General features: G+C 59.2%; 13 protein-coding genes and 2 tRNA genes. 10 read left to right on the top strand and 5 right to left on the bottom strand.

The window, feature by feature from the left end:
* Window positions 1–275 precede the first annotated feature (275 nt).
* The 3 genes from CU048_10535 to rocD form a co-directional block, all read right to left on the bottom strand.
* A complete protein-coding gene (locus CU048_10535) occupies window positions 276–458 on the bottom strand; it encodes a hypothetical protein (protein QBR71641.1) in 183 nt (60 codons plus the stop codon).
* A 160-nt stretch (window positions 459–618) separates the two neighbouring features.
* A tRNA-Ser gene (locus CU048_10530) sits at window positions 619–708 on the bottom strand.
* Between the two features lie 99 nt (window positions 709–807).
* Complete coding sequence (rocD, locus tag CU048_10525) at window positions 808–2,136, bottom strand: ornithine--oxo-acid transaminase (GenBank protein ID QBR71640.1); 1,329 nt, start codon at window positions 2,134–2,136, stop codon at window positions 808–810.
* Between the two features lie 43 nt (window positions 2,137–2,179).
* Between rocD and CU048_10520 the strand changes: the two genes are divergently transcribed.
* The 4 genes from CU048_10520 (at window position 2,180) to CU048_10505 (ending at window position 4,485) form a co-directional block, all read left to right on the top strand.
* Window positions 2,180–2,839: an AsnC family transcriptional regulator gene (locus CU048_10520; protein QBR71639.1), complete on the top strand. Its 660-nt coding sequence runs from the start codon at window positions 2,180–2,182 to the stop codon at window positions 2,837–2,839.
* Window positions 2,840–3,030: 191 nt separating this feature from the next.
* On the top strand, window positions 3,031–3,774 hold the full coding sequence (locus tag CU048_10515) for a competence/damage-inducible protein A (GenBank protein ID QBR71638.1): 744 nt from the start codon (window positions 3,031–3,033) through the stop codon (window positions 3,772–3,774).
* Window positions 3,775–3,780: 6 nt separating this feature from the next.
* Entirely contained in the window at window positions 3,781–4,296 is a 516-nt protein-coding gene (locus tag CU048_10510; GenBank protein ID QBR71637.1) for a xanthine phosphoribosyltransferase, read from the top strand.
* Window positions 4,297–4,399: 103 nt separating this feature from the next.
* A tRNA-Leu gene (locus CU048_10505) sits at window positions 4,400–4,485 on the top strand.
* A 34-nt stretch (window positions 4,486–4,519) separates the two neighbouring features.
* Here CU048_10505 and CU048_10500 read toward each other — a convergent pair.
* Window positions 4,520–5,131: a hypothetical protein gene (locus CU048_10500; GenBank protein ID QBR71636.1), complete on the bottom strand. Its 612-nt coding sequence runs from the start codon at window positions 5,129–5,131 to the stop codon at window positions 4,520–4,522.
* Between the two features lie 403 nt (window positions 5,132–5,534).
* Between CU048_10500 and CU048_10495 the strand changes: the two genes are divergently transcribed.
* From CU048_10495 to CU048_10475, 5 genes are all read left to right on the top strand, one after another.
* Complete coding sequence (locus CU048_10495) at window positions 5,535–6,407, top strand: polyphosphate kinase 2 (protein QBR72845.1); 873 nt, start codon at window positions 5,535–5,537, stop codon at window positions 6,405–6,407.
* A 173-nt stretch (window positions 6,408–6,580) separates the two neighbouring features.
* Window positions 6,581–7,768 (top strand): hypothetical protein, encoded by a 1,188-nt coding sequence (locus tag CU048_10490; GenBank protein ID QBR71635.1) that lies wholly within the window; start codon window positions 6,581–6,583, stop codon window positions 7,766–7,768.
* 43 nt (window positions 7,769–7,811) lie between these two features.
* Window positions 7,812–8,564 carry an acetoacetate decarboxylase gene (locus CU048_10485; GenBank protein QBR71634.1) on the top strand — a complete coding sequence of 251 codons (753 nt, stop codon included), beginning with the start codon at window positions 7,812–7,814 and terminating at the stop codon, window positions 8,562–8,564.
* Between the two features lie 35 nt (window positions 8,565–8,599).
* Entirely contained in the window at window positions 8,600–9,379 is a 780-nt protein-coding gene (locus tag CU048_10480) for a 3-hydroxybutyrate dehydrogenase (GenBank protein QBR71633.1), read from the top strand.
* Window positions 9,380–9,524: 145 nt separating this feature from the next.
* Window positions 9,525–9,854 (top strand): hypothetical protein, encoded by a 330-nt coding sequence (locus tag CU048_10475; protein ID QBR71632.1) that lies wholly within the window; start codon window positions 9,525–9,527, stop codon window positions 9,852–9,854.
* 98 nt (window positions 9,855–9,952) lie between these two features.
* Here CU048_10475 and CU048_10470 read toward each other — a convergent pair whose 3' ends face one another.
* Window positions 9,953–13,027 carry a hypothetical protein gene (locus CU048_10470; protein QBR71631.1) on the bottom strand — a complete coding sequence of 1,025 codons (3,075 nt, stop codon included), beginning with the start codon at window positions 13,025–13,027 and terminating at the stop codon, window positions 9,953–9,955.
* A 189-nt stretch (window positions 13,028–13,216) separates the two neighbouring features.
* Between CU048_10470 and CU048_10465 the strand changes: the two genes are divergently transcribed.
* Window positions 13,217–13,504, top strand: a complete 288-nt coding sequence (locus CU048_10465) for an Asp-tRNA(Asn)/Glu-tRNA(Gln) amidotransferase GatCAB subunit C (GenBank protein ID QBR71630.1) — start codon at window positions 13,217–13,219, stop codon at window positions 13,502–13,504.
* Window positions 13,505–13,510: the final 6 nt, after the last annotated feature.

The raw sequence follows: 13,510 nt of genomic DNA, 5'->3' as shown, positions 1-13,510 counted from the left end.
ACAATTTCCACCGCCTGGGAAGGTTTATCCGTTTACGCCCAGGTCACGTTCTCTTTCGAGGGTGCTCGACCCGTTCGCGCCGCGTGTAGCTTTGAGTGAAGCGTCCACACATGGTGGGACCCTATCAATCTAAAGAAAAATGATGACTTCTCGCGGATGATTGTGGAGCTTCGCGGGAATTGAGATAGTCGACGCAGTTCCAGTCCTACTGCACGTCCCGCGTCGCTCCGCGCGGGCCGAATCCTAAACACTCCCGAGTACGAAGCGTAAAGATTTTATTTGCACAATATGAACACGCTCATGGACTTCGCCTGATCGGCGAGTTCTTCTGGCTTCAAGGCCGATGTAGCCGAACCGAGCGTGTATTTGATCCCGTTGATATCGAGGAAAGATGCAATAATCGAAGCCTTCAAGGCAAAGTTTATGTTTTGTAGAAGGTCTCCGCTTGTCTGGATCAAGTCCTAACAAGAACCTCAGGCCCATATATCCTCCTGAACCGACCGTCGATGTTTTTCGTTGTCCGCTACTGTTCAGCGCTTGCTGCCAGGGATAGTGCTAGGGAAGCTCATCAAGCGTCCCTAAAAATTATTGATACTTCACGTGCTTATTGTTGAGGCGTGGCGGAAGGGGTGGGATTCGAACCCACGGTAGGCTTGCACCTACGGCGGTTTTCAAGACCGCTGCCTTAAACCACTCGGCCACCCTTCCGAACAAGACGGAAACCGGATCGAAACGGCATATCCTGAGCGGGGCTTGGCGGCAAGCGGAAGGCTAGATCACGATGATTTTGGATCGACTCAATCCAAATCATGAACGTGATCGATTCCAAAAGTTTAGAGCGCCCGGCCTGTGACGTCGCGCGTCATCGGAGAGCGGGCGGGATTTTAAAAATTTTCCGGGCCACCCGCGTGCCGAGACGACATCCTCGAGGGCGTCCTGGAACACCTCGACCGCGTGCAATAGATCGGTTTCCTCGATGATGAGGGGCGGCGCAAAGCGGATCACCGTCTCGTGGGTTTCCTTCGTGAGCACCCCGCGCCGGAGCATGGCAAGACAGACTTCCTTTGCCTTGACGCAGTTCGGATCGAGTTCGACGCCGGCCCAAAGCCCTTTGCCCCGAACCTCGACAATTCCCGGATGGTCGAAGCTCGCAAGCGCATCGCGCAAGGTCTTGCCGAGCACCCTGCTGCGCATCGCGAGGTCTTCCTCCTGAAGGACGCGGATCGCCTCGCGGGCCACCGCCGCGGCCAGCGGGTTGCCGCCGAAAGTCGAGCCATGACTGCCTGGATCGAAAACGTCCATCAGACCGCGCCGCGCGACAAAGGCGGAAACCGGCAGCAATCCGCCGCCGAGGGCTTTGCCGACGACCAAGCCATCGGGCCGCGCATTTTCGTGTTGAAAGCAGAAATTCCAACCGGCGCGCCCGAAGCCAGATTGGACCTCATCAAAAATCAGAAGGATTCCACGCCGGTCGCAGATCCGCCTCAGCTCCGCCAAATACCCCTCCGGGGGTACGATGATGCCGGCTTCGCCCTGAATGGGCTCAATCAAAACGGCAGCCGTGCACGGCCCGATCGCCGCCTCCAGCGCATCCGCCTTCCCGAACGGCACTTTGACGAAGCCCGGCGCGAAGGGCCCAAAACCGCGCCGCGTCGCCGGATCGCTGGAAAAGCCGATAATGGTGGTCGTTCGGCCGTGAAAATTGCCTTCGGCAACGATGATTTCGGCTTGGCCGTCCGGAATGGAAAGCTGGTCGTAGCCATACCGCCGCGCGGCTTTGATCGCGGTCTCGACGGCCTCCGCACCTGTGTTCATCGGCAGGCAAGCATCCAAGCCGGCGAGTTCCGCGAGCTCCTGACAGAAAAAACCAAGATTGTCGGAATAATAGGCGCGCGAACAAAGATCGAGGCGCCCCAGCTGACGCTTCAGGGCCTGGACGAGCCGTGGGTGCAAATGGCCGAAACTTGCCGCCGAATAGGCGCCCATCATATCGATATAACGTCGGCCCTCCGCGTCGAACACATAGGCGCCCTGCCCCCGGGCGAGGACGACCGGCATCGGGGCATAATTTTTTGCGCCGAAGCGGGCTTCCCGAGCGACAATGCCCGGCAGCGCCACCGGAACGTGAACGGTCATGGTGCACCCTTTTTGAAAAAACTTCGCCGATGCGAATTATCGCATGAAGAGCAACGCGCTTGTCCCGGAAATCAGCCGTTTTCAGCGCAGAATCTCCGCGACAACCCTGTTTCCACGCGCGAAAATGCGCAGACTCGATTCGCGCTCGGCCTCAAGCTGGCGCGGGTCCAACAGCCAGGGACTTGGGCGAAGCCGGAGGCGCATCGTGGCCCGACACATCGTCGATGAAATGGACCGTAAAATCATGAACCGGCTTCAGCTCGACGCGCGGATCAGCAATGTGCATCTGGCCGACGCGGTGCATCTGTCGCCAAGCGCCTGCCTTGAGCGCGTGAGGGCGCTCGAACGGGATGCCTTGATCCGGCGCTACATCGCCGACTTCGATCTGGCAAAGATCTGCAGCAGCGTGATGCTGCTGGTCGAAGTCGTTCTCGAAAACCATCGGGAAGCCGATTTCGAGCGTTTTCTCGGTGCCATCCGCAAACGCGATGAAGTGCTGGAATGCTACAAAATCGGAGGCCGGATCGACTATCTGATGCGGGTGGTCTGCCGCGACATCGATCATTATAACGAACTCAGCGACTTTATGAGCCGCGGCGAATTGGGCATCGAGAAATTCCACGGCCATGTGGTTCTGGCCCTGGACAAGACGTTTCGCGGCTATCCGCTGGATCTGCTGGCCGAGCGTCAAGGGCGCGAGTGAAGCGGGACATTAACGCTCGCCTTCAAACCCTTTGCGCCAAGGGTTGTTGTTCCGGCCCGGACCTTGGCTCTTGCGCAGAGCAGGCAAACCGGCCGTGTGGCCTGGGCGTCACCAAGCGGGGGCGCCCCCGGCGCTCCAAAAAAGTCGTGCATTTTCGGCAATCATGCTAGCAACCAGGCGGGGAGAGGAACATGACGCAAGCTGCATCGGTCACCGCGGCGCTCCTCGTCATCGGCGACGAAATTCTTTCCGGGCGCACGAGAGACCAGAATATCGGCTATGTTGCCAATTACCTGACCAAGATCGGCATCGATCTGCGCGAAGTCAGGGTCGTTCCCGATGTCGCATCCGAGATTATCGCGGCCATCAACGCGCTTCGGCCGCGCTACAATTATGTTTTCACAACCGGCGGAATCGGCCCGACCCACGATGACATCACCGCCGATGCGGTCGCCGCGGCTTTTGGCGTCGGAATCTCGGAAGACCCCGAGGCCATCAAATCATTGCTCGAGATCTTCACGCCGGCGAAATTGAATGAAGCCCGGCGGCGGATGGCGCGGGTTCCGCATGGCGCCGAACTGGTCAAGAACAAAGTCTCGAAGGCGCCCGGCTTCTGGATTGCCAATGTCATTGTGATGGCGGGCATCCCGGCGGTCATGCAAGCCATGCTCGATGAAATCGGCCCGCGGCTCACGACCGGCGCCCAAACGATCGCCGAGACGATTCACGTCGGCAATCTGGCGGAGGGGACTTATGCGGGGGCGCTCAGCGAAATCGCCGCCGCGAACCCGGATGTTTCGATCGGCTCCTATCCCTCGTTTCATGACGGCGCTTTCCACAATGAAATCGTGGTACGCGGTAAGGACGAAACAAAAGTTGCCGCCGCGGCCGCCACCATCCGGGTGTCGATGGCGCGTCTCAAAGAGCAGGCCTGAATCTGAATGGCGATCCCTCCCGTCAAAAACCTCCTGGGCGAAAAGTCCTTTCATGTTTCCTGGGATCAGTTCCACCGCGATGCGCGGGCGCTCGCCTGGCGGTTAAGCGCGGTCGGCCGTTTTTCCGGGATAGTGGCCGTTACCCGCGGCGGCCTGGTGCCCGCCGCAATCGTCGCGCGGGAACTCGACATGCGGATCATCGACACATTCTGCGTCGTCAGCTACGCCCGTGAAAAAGTCCAAGGCGAGGTCAAGATCCTGAAGGGGGTTTCGCCGGAGATCGGGCGCGACGGCGGCGAAGGTCTGCTGATTGTCGATGACCTCGCGGACACCGGCGCGACGGTCAAGATCATCCGCAGCCTATTGCCAAAGGCGCATGTCGCCACGGTCTACGCAAAGCCTCTCGGCCGACCGCTTGTCGACACTTTCATTACCGAGGTTTCCCAGGATACCTGGATCTACTTCCCTTGGGACCTCGGTTTGAGCTTTCAGGCGCCCATCTCCGAGTCGGGAGACGGCTGACCCACCCGCGTTTGCGACCGCCTCCCCGGTTCGGCGGACGAGGCAGGCCGATCGCTTGTGCAAGAGGCCGCACAACGCTAGAGCATGATCCTTTCAGTCGCGTGCGGACGTGGCGAAACAGGTAGACGCAAGGGACTTAAAATCCCTCGACCTTTGGTCATACGGGTTCGACTCCCGTCGTCCGCACCAACAGCCTGATCGCCCCATTCAGGCCCCGACGCCCTTATCGAAGCACGACGACCTTGGTGCCGACCTTGACCCGATCGGAAAGATCGACGACGTCCCGGTTGGTCATCCGAATGCAGCCGGACGACACGGCGGCCCCGATCGTATCGGGCTCATTCGACCCATGGATGCGATACATGCTGGAGCCGAGGTAGAGAGCGCGCGCGCCAAGGGGGTTGTTTATGCCGCCAGGCATATGGCGCGGCAGGTCGGGGCGGCGCTTGATCATTTGCGACGGCGGGGTCCAATCCGGCCATTCGCGTTTCATCGTCACGGTCTTCACGCCGGACCAGGTGAAGCCTTGCCGGCCGACGCCAACGCCATATTGGATCGCTTCCCCATGCCCGAGGACATAATAGAGCCGGCGCTCGCTGGTCGAGATCACGACCGTCCCCGGCTTATAGCCGCGGTCCCAGGCGACGATCCGGCGCGGGATCGCCTGCTCACTGAATATATTGAGAAAATCAGCCAGCGGACCGCGTTCAAGGGGATTGAAGCCAGCCAGTTGCACCCCCGCCAGTGGATTTTTGAAAGCGAAGGCCGACGTTCCGCTCAATTGAATGAGGAAAAGCGCGAGGAAGAGCCTGGGAAGGGCAGTTATCCGGACCATTGGTGTCCCTGAGTCCTTTCGGTGATAAAAGCTGGATAAAACGAGGCGCTATTCCTTTTAAGTTTTGAGGCCAAAGTTGGGCCGCGCAGCGGCGATTGATCGCGCGCCAATGAATCGGCGGCACGTTGCGCGCGATGGCTGACGAATTGCGCCTCACTGCTGCAAAAAGGTCTCACCAACGGGAGGGCCTTCGGGGCGATGGAACTCGGCCGTAGATGTGGAGTTTTACTACGCCAACGGCAAAGCTGGGCGGCGAGGCGCCTTATTGATGCGATCTCGCGCCTGCCGTTTTAATCTCTGCCAAAGACTTCAATCAAACAGGCCTGGACCGAAGCGCGCTCATCCCGGGCATGGGTTCGAGGTCCACCCAGAAGAGACAAATGCCGTGGACTACCGCAAAACAATGCTCGTCAAGCCCGGCAAAAAGCTCCGTCTTGAAGACCAAGATCCGAGCTTCAAGGGTCGCCACGAAACGTCCGAAGCGGCGGCACAGGATTTGGACCACTACTGCAAGAAGCTCGGCCATATGCAAAGCCTCTTGTATGCCGGGAAGAAATACTCGCTCTTGATTGTCATCCAGGCGATGGACGCCGGAGGCAAGGACGGCACGATCGATCATGTGTTCGCGGCCTTCAATCCGCTCGGTGCATCGGTCACAAATTTCAAGCAGCCGACCCCGATCGAACTAGCGCATGACTTCCTTTGGCGCGTCCATCCCCATGCGCCGGAAAAAGGATGGGTCTCCATTTTCAACCGCTCTCATTACGAGGATGTCCTGGCTGCGAGGGTTCACAAATTAGTGGACAAGCAGACCTGCAGCGAGCGCTACGAGCAGATCCGCGCCTTCGAACGAGGCCTCGCGGACAGCGGAACGACGATCTTGAAGTTTTTCTTGCATATCGGCAAAGAGGAACAGCTCGGGCGCTTCGAGCAGCGGCTCGACGATCCGGCGCGGAATTGGAAAATCAGCGAATCGGACTATTCCGAGCGGGCGCTATGGGATAAGTATATGAAGGCGTTCGAGGATGCCCTTCCGGCAACCAGCACGCCGGAAGCGCCTTGGTATGTAATTCCCGGCAACCATAAATGGTTTCGCAATTTGGCGGTGTCGCAAATCGTTGCCGATACGATGGAAGAGCTTCGCATGTCCTTTCCAAAACCCTCCGTTGATCTTGCCGAGATTCGCCGCAAGTATCACGCGGCGGTGATCGAGGAAAATAATACCGAACGCGGCAGAGCGGACCGCCAAGATAAATCTGTCAAAAAAGGCGGCTAGTCTGGCAGGCCCTTCCATCGGAAATGGATCAGCGATCAGCGCGGGGCAACAAAGAAGCCGGATAGTACAAGACCCATGCGGCAGAGAAAATTTGAGCGCCGCCCGACATCACCGAATGGATCGTGCTCCGGACGCAGATTTGTGGGCCGAGCTTTTGAGAGGGTTGCTTTTGCATGACCAAGTCGGACACCGAGGGCCCGCATGCAATCAACCGTAAGACTCACAAGCTAGCGCAGCGTCCTCCCTTCGAACGGATCGCTCTGATCCTGCAAGGCGGCGGCGCCCTCGGTGCCTATCAGGCCGGCGTCTATCAAGCGCTGGCGGAGGCAAATCTGCACCCCGACTGGGTCGCCGGTATTTCGATCGGCGCAGTCAATTCCGCTTTGGTTGCCGGCAATCCTCCCGAAAGGCGGGTCGAGCGCCTGCGCGAGTTCTGGGAAACCGTCAGCACGTCTCCTTTTGGCATTCCTTATTTCTCGGACGTCCAGATCAAGGACGAGTTTACGCGCCGAATCGTCAATCAGCTGCGCTCGTTCAATATAATGATCGGAGGCGTGCCGGGATTCTTCGAACCGCGCATGCCGCCGCCCCTGCCCCTCACGTCCGGCGGTCCCGACGAACTCAGCTATTATGATACCGCGCCTTTGAAAGCGACGCTTGAGCGCCTTGTGGACTTCGACCTGATCAACAAGGGAGTCACCCGCTTCAGTGTCGGCGCGGTGAATGTGCGCACCGGAAATTTCGTCTATTTCGACAACAACACGCATGTGATTGGCCCCGAGCATGTCATGGCGAGCGGCTCCTTGCCGCCGGGCCTGCCGGCTACGGAAATCCAAGGTGAGCAATATTGGGACGGCGGACTTGTTTCGAACACGCCGCTGCAATGGGTCCTTGCCGACAGGCCGCGCCTTCACACGCTCGCCTTTCAAGTCGATCTCTGGAGCGCGCGCGGCCAACTGCCTCGAAATCTGATCGAGGCCGAATTGCGCCTCAAGGAAATCCGATATTCGAGCCGCACGCGGGCGGCGACCGACCAGTTCAAGAGAGAGCAGCTCATGCGCCGGGCGGTCCATCATTTGCTTGAACGGCTTCCCGACGAATTGCGCCAGCTGCCGCAGGCCAATCTTCTCGCCGGCGAAGCGGACGAGAAGGCCTACAACATCATCAATCTCATCTATCACGCCCAAAACTACGAAGGGACCTCCAAAGACTACGAGTTTTCGCGGCGGACGATGGAGGAGCATTGGCTGGCGGGCTACAATGATGCGGTGCGCACCCTGCGTCACCCGGAGGTCTTGCAGCGCCCCGACAATAATGAAGGCGTTTTCACTTTTGACCTCGCGCGAGACGGACGGGAATAGTCCGCGCGCAGGACCCACCAGAATAGCTGATCAGGAGACCCAAATGAAGCTCGCGGATGTCGCCAAAAAAGCCTTCGCTATGCCTTTGACCGACCCCGCCTACCCACGCGGTCCGTATAAATTTTACAACCGCGAATTTGTCGTGATCAGCTACCGGACGGATCCAGAGGTCTTGCGCGCCGTGGTGCCCGAACCTCTGGAGGTCGTCGGCGATATCGTCAACTATGAATTCATCCGCATGCCGGACTCGACCGGCTTTGGCGACTATACCGAGACGGGGCAGGTTATTCCGGTACGGTTTCGCGCCGCCGACGGCTCGGTGCAAGAAGGCGGCTATGTGCACGCCATGTATCTCGACGATAATTCTCCGATCGCCGGCGGGCGGGAAATCTGGGGCTTTCCCAAAAAGCTTGCCAGCCCGGAAATCCGCCACGAGAGCGAGACTTTGGTCTGCACCCTGCACTATGGTTCGGTGCTCTGCGTTTCCGCCACCATGGGCTACAAGCATCATGAGCTTGACCCGGGGCCTTTGCTGAAAAGCCTCGCAAAGCCCAACTTCATGATCAAGATCATCCCGCATGTGGATTGCACGCCGCGGATCTGCGAACTCGTGCGCTATTATTGCGAGGATGTGACGCTGAAAGGTGCTTGGTCGGGTCCCGCCGCCATTCAACTTTTCGAACATGCCATGTGCGATGTCGCCCGGCTGCCCGTGCGCGAGGTGGTCTCCGCCAGTCATTTCGTCACCGACCTGACGCTGGGGCTCGGCGAGGTGGTGTTCGACTATTTGGCCTGAGTACGAAACGAGTTGGATTTGGAGCGGAGCGTCCGATGCAATTGAAGGATAAGGTCGCCGTCATTACCGGCGCCGCCAGCGGGATAGGCAAGGAGATTGCGATCATTTTCGCCCGCGAGGGCGCCAAGGTCGTCATCGCCGATCTTGACCAAAAGGCCGCCGACGCCACCGCCGCCGAAATCGACCCGTCCGGGGCGCGGGCGATGGGCGTCGCCATGGATGTCGCCGACGAAGAGCAAGTGAACCTTGGGATCGACAAAGCCTTCGAGCGATTTGGCGCGCTCGATATCCTCATCAGCAATGCCGGGATTCAAATCGTTTCGCCCCTCGTCGATTTCGACTTCGCCAAATGGAAAAAGCTGCTTGCGATTCATCTTGACGGAGCGTTTTTAACGACTCGCGCAGCGCTGCGGCATATGTACAAGCAGAACAGCGGCAGCATCATCTACATGGGCTCGGTACACTCGAAGGAAGCCTCCGTATTGAAGGCGCCTTATGTCACGGCCAAGCACGGCCTGATCGGCCTCGCAAAAGTCGTGGCCAAGGAAGGCGCGGCGCATGGCGTTCGCGCCAATGTGATCTGCCCCGGTTTCGTTCGCACGCCGCTCGTGGACAAGCAGATCCCCGAGCAGGCCAAAGAGCTCGGAATTACGGAGCAGGAGGTCATCAAGAATGTGATGCTGAAGGAAACCGTGGACGGCGAGTTCACCACGGTCGAGGATGTCGCCGAGGTCGCCTTGTTTTTCGCTTCGTTCAAATCCAATGCGCTGACCGGCCAATCCCTGATTGTCAGCCATGGTTGGTTCATGGAATAAGCGATGGGCCAGTGCCTTTGTTTGCTCCGTTGACAGTCGTTTCGCGATCTTGAATGAGAGGGCGTGGCGGCCCATCTTCGGGGCATCTGGGTATCGACGCTCGCCCACGCCCGCGAATTTTAAGTCCCACCGAAGAGGGTTCGCCATGACCTGCAAATTGGCCGCCGCATTGATCCTTGCCGGGATTTTCGGTTTTCCCATCGCTTCTGCCCATGCCGGGCCGTGCACCGCGGAGATTGAAAAGTTCGAGAAGTCCATCCAGGAGGCTGGGCCGGGCGCAGGACCGAGCGCGCCCCAATCGATCGGAGCGCAACTCAGCCATCAGCCGACGGCAGAATCGGTAAAGCAGGCCGAACAGCGGGCCCGCGCGGGATTTGCGGCAATCTTGGCACGAGCCAAGAAGTTCGATGCCGAAGGCAAGCGGGCCGAATGCACCGAAGCCCTGACCGATGCAAAGCTCATCTATTTCGAATGAGCCAGGCGCATATCGCGTTTCCATCCGGGAGCCGGATCATCCCGGCAATTCGCTCGGGCCGCGGACAAGCTTGAGTTGGCCCCGGCGGCCTTTTCCCTTTACCCCTGCTTCACCGCAATCACCTCCATGCAGATCCGGTAGCGTTCGCTGACATTATACTCGACCGGCACAAATCCATGTTCTTGCAAGAGTGCATAAAGACGCTTGCGGGAAAAATTGTGATAATGCTCGATCTCGCCCCAATAGGGATTGACTTTGTTGGCGTGCAGCAGCTTCCAGACCATGTTCTCCATATTCGGCATCGAGAGGAAAAGCACACCTCCCGGACGAAGCAGCCGATGGGCGGCAGCAAGCCCGGCCTTTGGGAACGGTAAATGTTCCAGAACATCGGCCATGCTGATGACGCTATATCGCCCATCGTCGCCGAGGTCCTCGATGGACAGGCAATGCGCCTCGTAGCCGAGAACATTGAGCGAGCGGACATTGTCCTTACGAAGATCAAGCCCGACTGGCAAAAATCCCCATTCCTCCGCCGTAAACAGCAGGGACCCATTGCCGAAACCGACATCGAGCCAGCGCCCCTCCGGCGCCCGGCGCGCGACCCGCTCGACAATTTTTGCCGAGACCGGGCGCTGGCGTTCCATGTCGTAACCGACGGTCTGATTGGGGTGGGTTTTGGCGAACACGATCGACGCGGCATCCGCGTCAAAATAGCCTTCGGTGAAAACATGGCCACAGGCGCGGCATTCGTGCCAGTTCATGACCGGCGGAAGGGATGGGTGATAGATCGGATGTTTCGAGCAATCGGCCCCGAGCACCGCCGGAAATTCATGGCTTCCGCACAGCGGACAAGCGCGATAGGCGACCCTTTCGACGGTCGGCGCGGCGTTGGCATGCCGCTCGCGTTCGAGCGAAGATGCAATGGCAAAGCCTTGCGGCTCGTGACCATTCGCCCAATTTTCCCACATTTGGGTGAGCGCGGATTCGTAATGGCGGGTATAGCGCTCGATATCGAACAAAGGCGTGCTCAGCCGGTTCCCGACCAGTCTGTGCCGCAGGCCTTGCAGCATGGATGGTTCGCGGGCAAGCCGCAACGCCTGCGATTCATAGTCGGCAGGCGAAAAAGTTACGAGTTCGGGCAGACCGATCGCCTGCAACAGGCTGCCCGCGACGCGGCCAGCAAATCGGTCCCCGGCGCAGGTCAGAACCGGTAGCCCCGCCCATAAGGCATCGCTCGCCGTCGTATGCGCATTGTAAGGCAAGGTGTCGAGAAACAGATCCGCGAGCCGATGTCGGGCAAGATGTTCAGGCGACGAGCATTTTGGTGCGAAAACGAGGCGCTCCGGCGCGACGCCGCGCTTGACGGCCTCCTTGCGGAGATTGTCCTTGACGAGCGCGTTGGCGTCCAGCAGCCAAAGCACGCTGCCCGGTATCGCCGTCAAAAGACGCATCCAAATATCGAAAAACGCGGGCGTAATTTTATAGCTATTGTTGAACGAACAGAAAACAAATCCCTGTTCGGGCAGACCGCATTCGGCGCGGGTGGGCGTGATCTCTCCGATCAGCCGGCGGCTGTCGTTCGGCTGATAGCAATGCGGCAGATGGACGATTTTCTCGCGATATAAGTGCTGCTGATCCATCGGCAGCACAAAGGGATCGGCGATGACATAATCTATAAAGTCGGCGCCCAAGGTTCCGGGAAAACCGACGAAGCTTGCCTGAACCGGAGCCGGTCGTCTGGCGGAAATCCCAGTGCGCGCGCCTTTGGTGTAGCCTTTCAGCTCGATCAGAACATCGATCCTGTCGGAATGGATGCGGCGGGCGGCTTCGTCGTCGGTCATCCCGCGAAGATCGATGAAAGCGTCGAATGCATCGTGCAAACGCGCGCCGAGTTCACTCCGATCGTCCGGCCCATGCGAATAGGCAAGAATTTCGAAATTCGACTTGTCGTGACGCTCGAACAGTTCCGCCATCAGATGCGCCGTCGCGTGACGGCAAAAATCGGCCGACAGATAGCCGATTTTGAGCTTCCGGCCAGCCGCGAAATCTTCCCGCCGATGCTCGAATACCTCGACACCCGCCGTGAAATGTGCCGCAAAGGCTTCCGAGACATGCAATTGTTCGGCCCCGCTCACCGCCATGCTGAGGACCGGGAACGGATGCACGGGCTGCCGTTGCGGCGCCGAGGCCATGAGGGTGCGAAGCTCGGTTTCTTCGGCCTCGATTTGATCCCAGTCGCAGATCAGACGCCGCTTGTGATGCAGCCAACCGCGAGTCGCCAAAAATTTCGGATTGAGTGCGATCGCGGTGCGATAGGAGTCGATGGCCTCTGGAAGACGGCCGAGGCTTTCGAGCGCCGCGCCCATATTGGCATGCGCGTCGGCAAGATCTGGACGCAGCGCGACGGCTTCGCGATAGGCGGCGACCGCCTCCTCGAACGCTTCCTGGCCCTGCAAAATATTCCCCAGATTGGTATAGACCTCGGCGAAATTCGGCCGAAGCTCGAGCGCCCGTCGATAGGCGCGCACGGCCTCTCCGGGTTGGCTCAGCTCCCTCAAAATATTGCCGAGACTGAAATAGGGTTCGGCAGAATCGGGCCGATGGGCGATAATATCCTCGCAGACCGCAAGCGCTTCCTCACACTTGCCGAGTTTGCGCAGCACATTGGCGCAATTGGTGTGGGCCTCGACGAAACCATGGTTGAGGCTGGCGGCTTTTTGGTAGGCCGCGAGCGCGGCATCGAGAAGGCCCTGGTCTTCAAGGGCGTTGCCGAGATTGGAATGGGCCTGCGCAAATTCCGGCGCCAAAGCGATCGCTTGCTGCGTCACGGCGAGGGCTGCCTCGGTATTGCCGAGAGCGCGATGGACCGCCCCAAGATTGGATAGAGCTTCAATATAATCCGGTTTGATCACGATTGCCTGTTCTATAAGCTTTACCGCGGCCGCATGGTCGCCTTGCCGGTGGGCAATCAGGCCCAAATGATGCAAGCAAATAAAATGATCGGGCTCATGGCTGAGGATGGTCGTATAGCTCGCCTCCGCCTCGGCATAGCGGCCGGCGCGGAAATATTCGAGCGCGTTTGCGAGCAGATCCGCGTCCGCCCATTGGAGTGCGGCCTGCTCGGCCGCGGGATCCGTAGCTTCGAGCCTGTTCCCACTCGTCAAAACAGTCATAAAAATCTCTTCTGTGGAGATAAGGGCATGCCCCCAGAGTAGAGGCGCGCCCTTGCGCCAAGCCGACCGCCCGGCGCCCGCAAATCTCCGCAACGCTTGCAGTCCGATAAACGACGCTCATGCATTGCCCCGGCGGCAGCCCCGGTGCTATAGCCTCCCCTTGCTTCAGCCCAAACCCAGGGAGACGTCATGTCCGTCGATCAGGCGACCGTGCGGCGTATCGCGCATCTGGCGCGGATCAAGGTCAGCGAGGACGACGTGCCGCATCTGCAAAGCGAGCTCAACGCCATTCTCGCCTTCGTCGAGGAACTGGCGGGCGCCGATGTCGACGGCGTCGAACCGATGACATCTGTGATGCCGATGCCAATGAAGAAACGGACCGATGCCGTGACCGACGGCGCCATCGCGGACAAGATTATCGCCAACGCGCCGGTCTCGGACGATCATTTCTTCGTCGTGCCCAAAGTGGTGGAATGAGAGCGG

Source organism: Beijerinckiaceae bacterium, from assembly GCA_004564215.1.
Lineage (GTDB): Bacteria > Pseudomonadota > Alphaproteobacteria > Rhizobiales > Beijerinckiaceae > Methylocapsa.
This window is presented reverse-complemented; position numbering and strand designations above follow the sequence as displayed.

Coding starts and splice junctions, on each gene's coding strand:
- rocD (QBR71640.1), bottom strand. CDS start 2,136: ATGACCGTTCACGTTCCGGTGGCGCTGCCGGGCATTGTCGCTCGGGAA.
- CU048_10520 (QBR71639.1), top strand. CDS start 2,180: ATGAAGAGCAACGCGCTTGTCCCGGAAATCAGCCGTTTTCAGCGCAGA.
- CU048_10515 (QBR71638.1), top strand. CDS start 3,031: ATGACGCAAGCTGCATCGGTCACCGCGGCGCTCCTCGTCATCGGCGAC.
- CU048_10510 (QBR71637.1), top strand. CDS start 3,781: ATGGCGATCCCTCCCGTCAAAAACCTCCTGGGCGAAAAGTCCTTTCAT.
- CU048_10500 (QBR71636.1), bottom strand. CDS start 5,131: ATGGTCCGGATAACTGCCCTTCCCAGGCTCTTCCTCGCGCTTTTCCTC.
- CU048_10495 (QBR72845.1), top strand. CDS start 5,535: ATGCTCGTCAAGCCCGGCAAAAAGCTCCGTCTTGAAGACCAAGATCCG.
- CU048_10490 (QBR71635.1), top strand. CDS start 6,581: ATGACCAAGTCGGACACCGAGGGCCCGCATGCAATCAACCGTAAGACT.
- CU048_10485 (QBR71634.1), top strand. CDS start 7,812: ATGAAGCTCGCGGATGTCGCCAAAAAAGCCTTCGCTATGCCTTTGACC.
- CU048_10480 (QBR71633.1), top strand. CDS start 8,600: ATGCAATTGAAGGATAAGGTCGCCGTCATTACCGGCGCCGCCAGCGGG.
- CU048_10475 (QBR71632.1), top strand. CDS start 9,525: ATGACCTGCAAATTGGCCGCCGCATTGATCCTTGCCGGGATTTTCGGT.
- CU048_10470 (QBR71631.1), bottom strand. CDS start 13,027: ATGACTGTTTTGACGAGTGGGAACAGGCTCGAAGCTACGGATCCCGCG.
- CU048_10465 (QBR71630.1), top strand. CDS start 13,217: ATGTCCGTCGATCAGGCGACCGTGCGGCGTATCGCGCATCTGGCGCGG.